We start from the raw sequence: 14,116 nt of genomic DNA on the forward strand, positions 1-14,116 counted from the left end.
TGGCTTACCAAGTCCCCGGTGGGTCTTCAGGGACTGACTCGGGCTGGGTGCATCCGAAGCCCGGAATACATCCCCCGAGGTTCTCCACCCAGACCGAATGTGTTGCCGAATATGCACCACAACCCGCCGAGTTGCATGCCCGCGCCCGATAGTTCCAGCTGCCGGCACCCATGCCGCTGAAGGACTTGCCTGTGCCCGCCCCGTCGTAGACGGTACTCCAGGATCCCCCGTTGAGCTGTTGCTGAAGCTGATAGCTTGTGGCGTTGCTCACGGTCGTCCAACTGATGGTGTAGCTGGCTGGTGCACCGAGGAAGCCCGGGCCACTCGGCGTGGGCACCCCGGTCGGTGGCAGTGTGACCACGGTGGTCTTCAGCGATGAATACGAGCCGCAGCCGACTGCATTACATGCCCGCACCCGGTAGCCCCAGGTGCCGGTGGTCCGCCCGGACCGCGCCTTGCTGGTGCCCGACGCGTTATGGATGGTGCTCCAGCCGCCGCTGTTGAGGCGCTCCTCGAGCTGGTAACTCGTCGCGCCGCTGACCGCACCCCAGCTCACCGTGTAGCTGCCGGTGCTGTTGCTCGAGGGGGCGATCAGGCTGGGCACGCCGCTCGGCGGCAGCGTCACCACCGTGCTCTTGATGGCCGAGTACGCCCCGCAACCCCCGGAGTTACAGGCCCGCACCCGGTAGCCCCAGGTACCGTTGCCCTGGCCGCTGAGCGCCTTGCTGGTGTCGGCGGCATTGTGAATGAGGCTCCAGCTGCCGCCGTTGAGCCGCTGCTCCAGCTCGTAGCGGGTCGCGCCCGATACCGCCGTCCAGCTCACGGTGTAATTGCCGGTGCTGTTGCTCGCCGGGGCGGTGAGCGTCGGCACGCCCGTCGGCGCGAACGGCCGCTCGACCTGGGCCACCATGGTCCCGCCGAGCTCGACATAGTGACTCGTGGTCTCGGCCGCATCGTCGCGCTGGTAGCGCAGCACCCCGTCCGTGGTGTACACGCTGATCAGCGCCGAGCCGTCCTGGCGCGTGGTCTGGGTCCGCCGGCCGTGGCCGTCGTAGTAATAGCTCGCCAGGCCGGCGATCGACGTGATCCGCTCCGAGTTGTCGAACACGCGGGTCTGCGTCGTGCCCGAACCGCTGCGCGTCAGCTGGTTGCCCCGGGCGTCGTAACCGAAGCTCCAGCTCGGCGCCCCGCCGCTGCCGCTGATCGCCGTCAGCCGGCCGTTGCTGCTGTGATAGCTGTAACTGTAGGCGCGGGCCCCGACGCTGGCCTGGCGCAGGTTGTCGAGCGGGTCGTACTCGTAGGTGGCCGTCCCCCACATCCCCGGGGCGCTCGCCTGCACCAAGCGGTTGAGCCCGTCGTAGAGGAACGCGCGGTCCTGGCGGCCCTGGCTCCCATCGTCCGACTGGTCGGTGATGCCGGACACGTTCCCGTTGGCGTCGTAGTCGTAGTCAAAATCGTGGAACGCCGTGGCGCCGTAGGTATCCTGGACCCAGTCGGGCAGCCCGCGGGCGGTGCGGCTGACCGAGCGGACGATGCCGTTGCCGTACTGGAGCTGCGCCAACTGGCCGTCGGGGTGGTACTGGGCGCCCGTGGCATAGCTGCCGGCCCGGGTGGGCTGGCCCAGCGCGTTCGGCTGGTAGTCGATGGTGAGCCCGCCGGGATAGCTGCGGCTGGTAAGGTTGCCGGTGGCGTCGTACGCCAGCCCGAAGGCGAAGGTCTCGCCGGTCTGGTACAGCGTCTCCTGGGTCAGCAGGCGCCGGCGGTTGTACTCGTAGACCCAGGCCGAGTTCCCGCGCGTGATGGCCTCGAGAGTCCCGTCGTCGTGGTAGGCGTAGCTCAGCGCCTCTGTCGTGCCCGGATAAGTGACGCCGGTCACGCGGTTGCGCACGTCGTAACCAAACACGGTGCGACTGGAGGGCGAGACACTGGCACGGCTGCAATCACCACTGACCGTGGTCGCGCTGGAGCCGGTCACGGTCCAGCTCGTGCGTCCCGCCAGGTCGTAGTCGATGATCGTCGCGCCGGATTCGGGGTCGATGCGCCGACACAGCCGCATGTGCGCGTCGTAGATGTAGTGTCGCGTGGCGCTCACCGGCACGCCGTCGTAGGTGCCGGAGCGGGTGATCGAGAGCGGTTTGCCGAACAGGTCCCGGGTGATGGTCGTGGTCTGGCCCTCGGGGGCCGTAATGACCAGCGGTGCGCCGTAGTCCGGCGTGTCCAGCGCGTGGAAGGTGGAGGTCGTGGTCGCGCCGCGCGGGTCGGTCACGCTGCGCTGGAAGCCTGGGAGATAGTTGACGACGGTATCGAGGTCGCCCTGCTCCGAGGTCTGGCGGGTCAGGCTGACCCGGCCGAGCGCGTCGTAGGTGGTGTGGATACCGCTGGTGACGCCCGACCACGTCGTGACCGAGGCCAGCGGGTAGGAAGCAAAGACCTCGCGATCTGCGTGATCGAAATGCCGCGCAGTGCACCGGCTGGTACCGCCCGGGTTGGCGGCGTCGTACTCGTGCGTCAGCACCGGCCGCCAGCCGGCATCGAAATACGTGATCCGGCGGTGGTTCCCGGTCGCGACCGTCTGGCGCCAGTGACCCGCCGGCAGGCCGTACTCGGCGTAGCCCACCGGTTCGAAGGTCGACTGGGTCGGCTGCCAGGCGACGGGGTCGCCGGTGGGGTAGTTGACCTGGCTGACCCGGCCCATCGCGTCGTACTGGTAGGTATGCGTGAACCCGAGCGGATCGGTGATGCTGGTGATCTCTCCGCGCGCGTTCACCACCGCGGTCGAGGTCGTGTCATCCGGATAGACGATCAGCTGCGGGATCCCGCGCATCCAGTTGTACAGCCCGGTGCGCTGGTCGAGGGCATCATCCGCCCACTTGAGGGTGCCGTCGGTGTTCCAGTCCAGGGTGAACCGCAGGGCGCCGTTGCGGTACTCGGCGACCGGCAGCGCCGTCTGCGGGTCGTAGACGTTCTGCACCAGGCTGTGGCCGCCGCTGAGCACGCTCTCCACCTGGCCCAGCACCCAGAGATTGAGATTGTCGCTGTAGGTGGTCGTCTCGGTTCGCATGGGGCCGGGCACGCTCTTGCGCGTGATCGACACCGGCCTCGCGAGGACGTCGAACTGGGTCACTTCCCAGATGAAACTGGTCCCCTGGCGCGTGATGGTGCGCTTCTTGGCGGGGCGCGCGACCCGGCTCGGGAAACTCGAGTCCAGCGGCGCCGAAGGCTTGCCGAGGGCATAGGGATAAGGCTGCGATCCCGGGTTGAGGTCGTACTCCGTGAGCGTCGTTTCGAGCATGCCGGTCGGGCCGCCCCGTACTACGGATTTTTGCAATCCTTCGTCGATCTGGTAGGCATTGCCGTAGGTTAACTCGACCCATTCGCCCGCCGGCCCGTCCACGCGTGCCCAGGAAGCCCCGATAATGGGCGCGAAACCGAACAGCCCACCATAGCTGTAGTCCCACTGGGCCTCATCGAGGCCCGGCCCTGCGATGGTCTTGGTGATCAGTGCAGGCGAATAGAAGCGCAGCGGATAGACGGAGTCGCCGCCATACGGGTCGTAGAGCGGGGCGCTGTAGTTGGTGCAGTTCAACGGCACGTTCGAGCGCCCGAACAGGCGGGGTTCGACCACGAACGTCCCGATCGCGCCAGACGGATGCGTCAGAGTGCCCATCGCCTGCTGGCCGGCCGCCACGTCGCGCGGGACGCGGCAGTCCCAAGGCTCGCCGGGCGCGATCGGCAATGCTTCAAGGCTCAGGGAGGACAAGCTGCCGAATGCAATAGTCCAGCTGCTGCCATCCGGACGCGTGACGGACGACAACGTCTTCTTGCCGCCGAAGGTCGAGTACCCGTAAGTCCAGGTCCGCCCGTTCTCAGTGATCGACGAGATGTGCCCGGCGGCGTTGTACGCCAGGCTGATCGCGCGCCCGTCGCTGGAGGAGATGCCCGTGAGCCGCACCGGCGCCGTCGACCCGTTCGAGTAACTGTAGGCAACCCAGTTGCCGAAGCGGTCCTCCACATGGGTCGCATAAAGCCGCACCCGACGGCGGGAGACCGTAGCTGAGATTGGAGCGCCGGCCTGATCGAAGACCTTCTCCCGCAGATCCGGCTCGACCGTCATCGCCATGCGGTCGAAGCGGTACTCGACCCCATCGGCCGTGACGGCGCGAAATCCTTCGCCGCTTCCGTTCTGGATCGTGGGCAGGCAGGCAAGGCGGTCGTTGTTGGCCGTTACCCAGTACCAGGGCCCGCCCGCCGGCGCCGGCACCTGCGTGGCCGAAGGCGACAGGAGGCTGGTGCTGTGGTTGTTCGCGAGATGCAGGTCTTCGCCGCCCCGCCCGGGCAGGTTCATCTGGATGCCGTTCCAGTAGTCCGAGCCGAAGATCGGGATGTCCACCGTGCCGTGGGTCGGCGGTTCCAGTTCCGACAACTGGTTCACGGAGCAGCGGCTGCCGGCCGGGGATCCGTTGCGAACCCAGCCGGACTGGGCGGCGTACACTCCCTGAACATAGGGCAAGTCGAGATCCCAGTCCGCGAACGGCAGGTCGCGCACCCGCTTGTTGCGCAGGTCGGTGACCGCGTAACTGCGGCCGATCGCCACCGGCAGCACGCTGTTGCCCGGAATGCTGATGTCGGCGTGATAAAAAGACAGCCCGCCGCTGTAGTAGTTGACGTTCTCGCCGAACAGCCCGGAACCAAGCGGATCGATGCTCTGGCGCGAGCGGACCAGCTCGCCGTGCTCTTCCCAGCGCTCCTTGGCGTCGTCCGCCCCGGCCAGCCCTGGAAAACCCAGTCCGCCCGCCACCGCCACCAACAGGATCACCGTCCGGAATCCGTTCATGGGCGCATGCCCTCCGTGCATTGAGTGCTGCCGCAGCGGACCTCTCGAAATCGCCGCCGTGGCCGGCGGAAAGGTCCTTTATTTGGTCTATGGCACCCAATAATGGAGGGAGGGGGGGGGTTCCGCGGAATACGGGGAAGTACCCATCAACCCTGCGCTCGACACGCGTCTGAAACTGCTTGGCGATACTCGCTCAATAGCCTCCCCGCCTCGGGGGATAGGACGGCATTCATCTCAGCAAGATCGGGGACATTGATCTCGCGATCGCCTACAACGGCCCAACAAATACGACGACCCGACCAGCCGGATTCCAGATCAACGTGCCACGGGTCGCCACTGAAACGAATTTCGACCGATGCGCCGAGCGCAGAGTACACATCAGGTCGATTAGCGCCGCTGCCGAATCGCTTTCCTCAGCCATTTCGCACGCTACTTGGGATACTTCGCTCCACCAACTGTTGCATTCACAACGCCTTCTGGATCGGTCAGCGACGCAGAACGAGCGACGTTAACAAGATGGCGTAGAGAATCCCTCCCGCAACCAAAGCCCGCCCCGGACCGTGATTTGCAAGCACCAGACCAGCTAGCAGCACCGTTACAAGAAGCATCGCTCTACCGGCTCCGCTCAAAGCAGCATCGGCGAATTTTCCCAAGAGTTGCTTCAAGACCCTAAGTGCATCTTGCCTCACCTTCGTTCCTCTGACTTCGCGCGAGCCGTTTGCGCGGCAACACTTATTGCTTCGCCGGTATTGCTTCCCGCCTGTGATGTTGCCGCCGCAACCTTGGCGGCATCCGAACCTACATTGGAGGATTGGGTAGTGTTGGCGACATGAGCGTGAAGTCCGCCCTTCGTCGCCATGTTCTCGAGAGCTGCTGCTGGCGCCAACGTCAGTCTTTGACCCGCAGCTCCGAGTATGCCAGCGGCTGCGCCCTCGACCAGTGCGCTACTCACATCCGGGACTTGGCCGTTCGCAATATCGCCAGTCAAGGATGCCGTAACCCCAACAGAAGCCGACCCTGCACCCGTCTGCACAACGGCGACGCCTACGGAAATTGTCCCCTTCGCAGCTGCCAACGCCGCGGTAGATGCGACTCCACCAGTAAGCGCACCGGCGCCCGCGGCCACGAAAACATCCGATACATCAATCTCGGTGAATGATTTTCCTTCAATCGCGGTCTGAACAAATATCTCTACGCCAGCTCCAATCGCCCCGCCCCAAAGAAACTGGGCAAACTGCCCATCCGGGTCGACATAGGTGTGGGGGTTGTTATTTGCATACCAGTAGCGATTGAAGTTCGCCCCCGCAGCGAGGTCCACTCCCACCGGATCCACCGACAGGAACCGCCCCACTGCCGGGTCGTAGTAGCGCTGCTGCATGTGCACCAGCCCGGAGCCGGCGTCGTGCACATGGCCGGTGTAACCCGGCTGGTCCGCTATCGCCTGCCGCGGCAGCCCATAGGGCTCGTACTCATAGCGTGCAACGACATTCCGGTTCTGGTCTGTCTCCAGCACCACCGAGCCCAGCAGGTCCGTGTGCAGGTAGGTGACGGTCTCAGCCTGGACAGGGGAAATCAGGAGGCCGGCCAGCAGCAGGCCGGCCCCGAGCTTCTTCAGCAAGCGTTTGTGCATCATGGCTTATCCGCCCCCACGAAATCGGCAGGCCCCGAGTCGGGCTGCTCGGACTCATCCGGTCGATGGTCGATCAAGCCCGATAGTGGCGATGATCGGACGGGGGCTCGATTGGAGGAAGTACTTATCCGGCGGCACGCGATGGTGGAGCGGGAGGAGGACGATGATGTGGAAGCGTCGCTCGAAGCGAGGCAGCCCTGTGGCAAATTGCTCGACGAGTGAGATGAGAATCAGCCGCCGGAGGCTAGGTAACGTGCCTCGGCCTCGGCCCAGATGGCATCGACACCGCAGCCGCTCGGCCCTCTTGCCATCCCCTTGTCAATTGCGGCCTTCACCGCCCGCTCCTTTTCGTGGTCGCGACGAATGAGATCGCGAAAATACTCGCTGTCGTTAGTGAAGTCGCCGTTGGCGACCTGCGCCTTGATCCAGTCATCCTGCGCGTCAGTCACGGTAATGGTCTTCCGAACGGTTGCCATGAACTCGCTCCATCGTCATACGATCGGTGCAGAATAGCGCACCCCACCGCAAAGACTCCGGGATATCGATGGCCTCGCCATCTTCGAACTCGATCGCGTACACAGCCTCATCGGAAGACGATTCGAAGTGCTTGCCTGAGGGTCTTTCCGGAAAAACGCCGACCACCCATGCAATCTTGGCAGGGCGGAACCTGGCGTCAGCGTCAGCGATAACACGGACAACGTCACGGACTTGCTGAAACACGCGGGTTGATTCTCAGCCGGGACGAGATGGCCTGCCTCAGAGCGGCTTCGCTGCCTTTAGCGGGGGAGCAAAAGTCGCAAACCTGTCGTCTAGCCGTACCTCCCACAAGCTACTGTCAATGGCCTCAATCTCCGCGACCTTGAGACCACTCACTAAGCCAACCAGCTTAAGGTCATAGATGTCGGTTAGGCCCCGACAGAGTTCGTCGAGTGTTTCCTGATCCAGAGCATAGCCCTTAGCGGCCCGGCGAACCTCCTCCTCGAAATCAACCATCCCCTTGCCGTTCGGAGCCGATCCGGTCCCATGGAAGTAAAGCAATACCCAAGAGATAGCGCGCTTGAACCTAATTCTGCTGAGGACATCCCTCAACAAGAGTTTATGGTCGTCCGACCACATATCGAAACGGTATGTTCTCATTTTCGAGTCTTTGGTGGCTCACGTGGCGGTGGTGGCTCGGCCTTTCCTCGATGCGGCGTTCCTCCACTGGGATTCGGCTTGCGCACGTGGTCATGCGGATTCGTGTGACTCTCTGGCCTTCCATGATCCGTGAAATCTCGCGTCTTGATTTCCTTTCCGTCGCTATCAAATTCGCGTGCCTGAGGGTACTTGCCTTTACTCCCATCCCGCGTTCCAAGCTGGGTGTGAGGCACTCCAGCGGCTTCGTCGTCAACAACGGGTTCACCGCTTAGAGGATCACGCGGCAGGGGTCGGTCAGGGAAAGCGTCGCCCGGCCTCGGGCCGGCTGCGTCTGTACTCTGTCGTTCTCCAGGCTCGTTGCTGTCCTGGCTGCTCTCACTGGTGACAACAATGACCCCAGCACGCGGCGCTGCGCGACTGACGATCGCTCTTGCCACTGCAGCAATAGCCGCTACACAAGCAGGCGCTGGCGGAGCTGCTATGCAGGCTGCCCTACCGTCCGGATCGGTATACGTGTACGGATTGTTGTTCCCATACCAGTAGCGGTTGAAATTCCCCCCGGTCCCAGTGTCCACTCCCACCGGATCCACCGACAGGAACCGCCCCACCTCCGGGTCGTAGTAGCGCTGCTGCATGTACACCAGCCCGGAGCCGGCGTCGTGCACGTGGCCGGTGTAACCGGGCTGGTCCGACATGACCTGGCGCGGCAGCCCGTAGGGCTCGTACTCGTAGCGTGCAGCGACGTTGGGGTTCTGGTCCGTTTCCAGCACCACCGAGCCCAGCAGGTCCGTGTGCAGGTAGGTGACGGTCTCGGCCCGGGCCGGGGTTACCAGGAGGCCGGCCAGGAAGAGAGCGGCCCAGATCGTCTTCATTCCACTTCGCCTGTCCATGGCTACCAGCTCACCGGCGGATCGCCCGGAACCAAGTCGGGTTGCTCGCTCATGGGGTCGAACACAACTGCAATACGGAGCAGGCACCTCCGGGTTCATTTCAGTGTCCCGACATTGGGCTATTATCGATTACGAGGATTGCATTGTTGCTCTTAACCCATCGCTTGTTGCGCTCCAGAAGATCGAAGGCACGGGGGTCTGAATCCGGGTGAATTCGGACGATAATCCTCGTGTTATCCGGAGTTGGTATACCGCTGGCGCTGCGGAATTCGTCTGTGCCAAGGAACTCCAAATACAACTCCAGCTTACGCAGCAGGCGTTCAAGAGATCGACGATCCGCACAGAGTGGACTCGCTATGACGATGAATAGATCTGAGCCGCCGGACTTCTTCACCGTGTTGATGTCGATCACCCCGAGGTCCGGTATCGGGTGGTTACTATCAGCGCCGACGAGATCTGCGTTATCCACCGGCAACACCTGTCCTGGGCTACGGATTTGATACTTCCCGCTCTATCGGACTTGATGGCTCCGGCTGCCCGCCGCCATCCCCAGTCCGGCACCCAACACGCGCCGGGTAATCTCGATCTTGTGAATATGGTAAGCCTGAAAGGTGCTGGTCCTCCCCCAGGTTCGCACTACACCGGCGACCAAGTGCGGCGTTCATGGTCGAACTCTTCTACAACCGACACCAACCGCCCGCGCCAGATGCCCTCACCGGACGGCGTTGTCACTTCGATCTCCGCTCTAAGGTCGCCATCAGAAACCACGAAATGCTCTCCACCACATAGGGTGATGCCTGCCTTAGTCAGGTCACGGAGAGTACCCATACAATTCAGACGAATGAACCCGTCAGTATCGAAGTTATTAAAATCCGCGAAAATAACCATGGCCGTTGTCAGTCCCATTTGGTTCGCTCCGCCTTCGGAACCGGGTTTCTCATTGGCGTCAGGATTTCGCTTGCTGCCTCGGGCGTCAGTCCACTTACGGTCGCATGATTCGGGGAGCGCCCCGGCGTTGCGGTGACCTCCCCGCCAGCTGCGCGGACCTGACCGGCAGTGGTAACGCCAACTTGGTTGTTTGGGACATTGGCGCAAAGTTCGCAAAGAGACGCGGCGTTGGCACTTTCTGCAGAGAATCCCGTGATCCCGTTGTCGCCTCGTGTGGATGTGCCCGCGGCAATCCCCCCCGGCGAGTTGGCGTTCGCGGGAGAACCACCACGAACCACCAGACTATCGTCGGCGATACGCGCTGTGTCAGCGACTCTCGCTGCCTTAATCCCGAGGCCCACGCCACCTGGGGCCCCGGGGACAGCAATAGCCAGACTATCGAGAACGATCCCAGCTGCATCTACTGCGGCGGCCAGGAAGTTCCCCTCGGAGACGTTATTGTGGAAACTCGATAACCCTAGGGCAAGGCTAGGGCCACCGATCAGAACGTCTTCCGCCCAGCGCCCGTCCGGGTCTACGTATCGATAAGGGTTGTTGTTCCCATACCAATAGCGATTGAAATTCCCCCCGGTCCCGGTATCCACCCCCACCGGATCCACCGACAGGAACCGCCCCACCTCGGGGTCGTAGTAGCGCTGCTGCATGTACACCAGCCCGGAGCCGGCGTCGTGCACATGGCCGGTGTAGCCAGGCGCATCGGCGATGGCTTGGCGTGGCAGCCCATAGGGCTCGTACTCGTAGCGCTGAACGACGTTCCGGTTCTGGTCCGTCTCCAGCACCACCGACCCCAGCAGGTCCGTATGCAGGTAGGTGACCGTCTCGGCCTGGACAGGGGAAACCAGGAGGCCGGCCAGCAGCAGGCCGGCCCCGAGCTGCTTCAGCAAGCGTGTATGCATCATCGCTTCCCCGCTCCCCACGCTATCGCCAGGCCCCAAGTCGGGACGGCCGGAGTCATCTAGCGAATGGTCGATCCAGCCCGATAGTGGCGATGATCGGACGCGGGCTCGATTGGAGGAAGTACTTATCCGGCGCCATGCGACGGCGCAGCGGCACCGACCGCGCACACCTCACGCGCCAGGCATCTGAGCCAAGCGGGAGGTGTGCGCGGTCGGTGCCGCGGACAGGCAGGGGGAGCAGGCCCGACCGACCGCCGGGCCGCCCCGTCAGCGCTTCATCGAGTCGAAGAAGTCGACGTTGGTCTTGGTGTCCTGCAGCTTCGACAGCAGGAACTCGACCGCCGCGAGCTCGTCCATCGGGTGCAGCAGCTTCCTGAGGATCCACATCTTCTGCAGCTCGGACTCGGCGGTGAGCAGGTCCTCGCGCCGCGTGCCGGAGCGGTTGATGTTCATGGCCGGGAAGATGCGCTTCTCGGCGATGCGCCGGTCGAGGTGGATCTCGAGGTTGCCGGTGCCCTTGAACTCCTCGTAGATGACGTCGTCCATGCGCGAGCCGGTGTCGATCAGCGCCGTGGCGAGGATCGTCAGGCTGCCGCCCTCCTCGATGTTGCGCGCGGCGCCGAAGAAGCGCTTCGGCCGGTGCAGGGCGTTGGCGTCGACGCCGCCGGTCAGCACCTTGCCCGAGGACGGCACCACGGTGTTGTAGGCGCGCGCCAGCCGGGTGATGGAGTCGAGCAGGATGACCACGTCCTTCTTGTGCTCGACCAGGCGCTTGGCCTTCTCGATCACCATCTCGGCCACCTGCACGTGGCGGGTTGCGGGCTCGTCGAAGGTCGAGGACACGACTTCGCCGCGCACGGTGCGCGACATCTCGGTGACTTCCTCCGGGCGCTCGTCGATGAGCAGCACCATGAGATAGCACTCGGGATGGTTGGCGGCGATGCTCTGCGCGATGTGCTGCAGCAGCATGGTCTTGCCGGCCTTGGGCGGCGACACGATCAGGCCGCGCTGGCCCTTGCCGATGGGCGCGACGAGATCAATGATGCGCGCCGTCAGGTCCTCGCGGCTGCCGTTGCCCTGCTCCATGCGCAGGCGCTTGTTGGGGAACAGCGGCGTGAGGTTCTCGAACAGCACCTTGTGGCGCGCGCTCTCGGGCGAGTCGTAGTTGATCTCGCCGACCTTGAGCAGGGCGAAATAGCGCTCGCCTTCCTTCGGCGGCCGGATCAGGCCGGAGACGGTGTCGCCGGTGCGCAGGCTGAAGCGGCGAATCTGGCTCGGGCTGACATAAATGTCGTCCGGCCCGGCGAGGTATGAACCGTCGGCGAAGCGCAGGAAGCCGAAACCGTCCTGCAGGATCTCCAGCACGCCGTCGCCGTAGATGTCCTCGCCGTTCTTCGCGTGCGCCTTGAGGATGGAAAAGATGATGTCCTGCTTGCGCGAGCGGGCCAGGTTTTCCAGGCCCATGGACTCGGCCAGCGCCACCAGCTCGTGCGCCGGGCGGCGCTTGAGCTCGGCCAGGTTCATCGCGTTGCGCGTGCGCTCCAGGTCTTCCTGCGAGATGACCTCGACTTCCTCGAAGTCCGGCAGCATGTCCGGATGGTGGCGATCGCCACCACCGCCGCCGCCACCGCCGGGCTTGCGACGCCGCGACTTTTTCCGTCCCCCGTCCCGCGGATTGCGGTGACCACCCTGCGGGTTCCCCCCCTGGGGACCGTCGTTTCTGCTGCCGTCAGAGGCCATATCGTTATTCCGACCTGAGTTGCGATTGGACTGGGCGCCCCGGGCGGAATTGCCCAGGTAACCTGTCACAGATGCTGATCCAGGAACTCGGTGAGCTGCTTCTTGCTCAACGCACCGACCTTCTGGGCTTCCACCGAGCCGTTCTTGAACAGCATCAGCGTGGGGATTCCGCGAATGCCGAACTTCGGCGGCGTGTGCGGGTTTTCATCGATGTTGATCTTCGCCACGCGCAGGCGCCCGGCGTACTCGCCGGCCACCTCGTCGAGGATCGGCGCGATCATCTTGCACGGTCCGCACCACTCGGCCCAGAAGTCCAGCAACACTGGCACCTCCGCCTTCAGCACGTCGTTATCAAAACTGGAATCACTCGTGTAAACGATTTGCTCGCTCATGGTTGGCTGCCTCCGCAAGCTGGCTCAAAAAACTGTCTGGAGAAACTCGTCCAAAGGGATTTAAGACCCCTAACCGGGTCCATGCGGCGCAGTTACGGGATGTGACGCGCCCCGCACGATGAGGCACAATGTCGCTGCGCTCGCGGCTTAAGGCTTATGAATTCTTTTGCGCGGGGGGCTCCGGAAGGGCTTCCAGAGCCGACAGGCCTGTATTCTGGCCCGGTTTTCAGGCGCGTTGCAATACCTAACAGCCCTTTTTCCCCAGGAAGCATACAACAACAATGTCAGAAGGACTGCTCACTCAGCTGCGTTTCGAGACGCTGGACCTGCCCGAAGCCGTAATGCAGGGACTCGCCGACGCAGGCTTCGACCGCTGCACGCCGATCCAGGCGGAGACGCTGCCGATCGCGCTCGACGGCCGCGACGTCGCCGGCCAGGCACAGACCGGCACCGGCAAGACCGCCGCGTTCCTGGTCGCGATGTTCACTCATCTCGAGCGCAACCCGCCCAAGCCCACGCGCAAGCTGACCGACCCCCGCGCGCTCATCCTCGCGCCGACGCGCGAGCTGGCGATCCAGATCCACAAGGACGCGGAGCTGCTCAGCGCCCACACCGGACTGGTACTGGGGCTGGCCTACGGCGGCACCGACTACGAGAAGCAACGTGCGCACATCCAGGCCGGCGTCGACGTGCTCATCGGCACGCCGGGGCGGCTGATCGACTACTTCAAGCAGCACATCTTCGGCCTGCAGCACGTGCAGGTGCTGATCCTCGACGAAGCCGACCGCATGTTCGACCTCGGCTTCATCAAGGACATCCGCTACGTCATGCGGCGCCTGCCGCCGCCGGGCGAGCGGCTCAACCTGGTGTTCTCGGCCACGCTGTCGCACCGCGTGCTGGAGCTCGCCTACGAGCACATGAACGACCCGACGCTGGTGCGCATCGAGCCGGAGCAGGTGACGGCGGAGAAAGTGCGCCAGTGCATCTACTTCCCGGCCAACAACGAGAAGCTGCCCCTGCTCATCGGGCTGCTGCGCCAGAAGGCCGCCACGCGCACCATGGTGTTCGTCAATACCAAGCGCGAAGCGGACCGGGTACGCGATTTCCTCGAGGCCAACGACCTCCCGGCCGAGGTGATTTCCGGCGACGTGCCGCAGAAAAAACGCCAGAAGGTGCTGGCACGCTTCCAGGCCGGCGAGCTGGCGATCCTCGTCACCACCGACGTCGGCTCGCGCGGCCTGCACATCCCGGGCGTGTCGCACGTGGTCAACTACGACCTGCCGCAGGATCGTGAAGACTACGTGCATCGCATCGGCCGCACGGCGCGCGCCGGCGAGTCCGGCGACGCCATCAGCTTCGGCTGCGAGACCTATGTGCAAACGCTGCCGGAGATCGAGGACTACATCTCGATGAAGATCCCGGTGGAAGCCATCGATCGCGCCGCGTTGCCGGAGATCGTCCGCCCCCGACGCAGCAGCCGCCAGGAGCGCACCGAGTGGGGTTCGCGCCCGCCGGAAGGCGGCGGCAGGTCGCGCGAGCGCAAGCCGCGCGACGGTGGCGGCGCCCGCCGCCGCAGGGACGAGGACGCACCGCGACAGCGCCAGGCCCCGGAAGCGCCGCCGGCATCGCAAGCCGCCGGCCCGCCATCC

General features: G+C 64.2%; 11 protein-coding genes. 1 reads left to right on the forward strand and 10 read right to left on the reverse strand.

What is annotated here, in order from left to right; all coding sequences use genetic code 11:
• Positions 1–4: 4 nt before the first annotated feature.
• The 10 genes from G8346_RS14545 to trxA all read right to left on the reverse strand — a co-directional run bounded on the left by G8346_RS14545 (position 5) and on the right by trxA (position 12,467).
• The gene (locus G8346_RS14545; protein WP_166052584.1) at positions 5–4,834 is read right to left on the reverse strand and encodes an RHS repeat domain-containing protein; all 4,830 of its coding nucleotides are present in this window, start codon (positions 4,832–4,834) and stop codon (positions 5–7) included.
• A 685-nt stretch (positions 4,835–5,519) separates the two neighbouring features.
• Positions 5,520–6,467, reverse strand: a complete 948-nt coding sequence (locus G8346_RS14550) for an RHS repeat-associated core domain-containing protein (protein WP_166052586.1) — start codon at positions 6,465–6,467, stop codon at positions 5,520–5,522.
• A 227-nt stretch (positions 6,468–6,694) separates the two neighbouring features.
• Positions 6,695–6,940: a type II toxin-antitoxin system ParD family antitoxin gene (locus G8346_RS14555; protein WP_166052588.1), complete on the reverse strand. Its 246-nt coding sequence runs from the start codon at positions 6,938–6,940 to the stop codon at positions 6,695–6,697.
• 280 nt (positions 6,941–7,220) lie between these two features.
• Positions 7,221–7,601 (reverse strand): hypothetical protein, encoded by a 381-nt coding sequence (locus tag G8346_RS14560; protein ID WP_166052591.1) that lies wholly within the window; start codon positions 7,599–7,601, stop codon positions 7,221–7,223.
• Positions 7,598–8,473 carry an RHS repeat-associated core domain-containing protein gene (locus tag G8346_RS14680; protein WP_206202787.1) on the reverse strand — a complete coding sequence of 292 codons (876 nt, stop codon included), beginning with the start codon at positions 8,471–8,473 and terminating at the stop codon, positions 7,598–7,600. The genes G8346_RS14560 and G8346_RS14680 overlap by 4 nt, the downstream gene beginning before the upstream one ends.
• 118 nt (positions 8,474–8,591) lie before the next feature.
• Entirely contained in the window at positions 8,592–8,903 is a 312-nt protein-coding gene (locus G8346_RS14570; RefSeq protein WP_166052593.1) for a hypothetical protein, read from the reverse strand.
• 224 nt (positions 8,904–9,127) lie between these two features.
• Positions 9,128–9,397 carry a hypothetical protein gene (locus G8346_RS14575; RefSeq protein WP_166052595.1) on the reverse strand — a complete coding sequence of 90 codons (270 nt, stop codon included), beginning with the start codon at positions 9,395–9,397 and terminating at the stop codon, positions 9,128–9,130.
• Positions 9,388–10,338: an RHS repeat-associated core domain-containing protein gene (locus G8346_RS14685; RefSeq protein WP_206202788.1), complete on the reverse strand. Its 951-nt coding sequence runs from the start codon at positions 10,336–10,338 to the stop codon at positions 9,388–9,390. Before G8346_RS14685 ends, G8346_RS14575 begins: the two co-directional genes overlap by 10 nt.
• A gap of 264 nt (positions 10,339–10,602) precedes the next feature.
• Positions 10,603–11,859: a transcription termination factor Rho gene (gene rho, locus G8346_RS14590; protein WP_166052664.1), complete on the reverse strand. Its 1,257-nt coding sequence runs from the start codon at positions 11,857–11,859 to the stop codon at positions 10,603–10,605.
• Between the two features lie 281 nt (positions 11,860–12,140).
• A complete protein-coding gene (gene trxA, locus G8346_RS14595) occupies positions 12,141–12,467 on the reverse strand; it encodes a thioredoxin TrxA (protein WP_166052597.1) in 327 nt (108 codons plus the stop codon).
• Positions 12,468–12,748: 281 nt separating this feature from the next.
• Here trxA and G8346_RS14600 point away from each other — a divergent pair.
• Positions 12,749–14,116: DEAD/DEAH box helicase (locus G8346_RS14600; RefSeq protein ID WP_166052599.1), on the forward strand; the 1,368-nt coding region annotated here is incomplete at its 3' end.

The organism is Thioalkalivibrio sp. XN279 (assembly GCF_011089885.1).
GTDB lineage: Bacteria > Pseudomonadota > Gammaproteobacteria > Steroidobacterales > XN24 > XN24.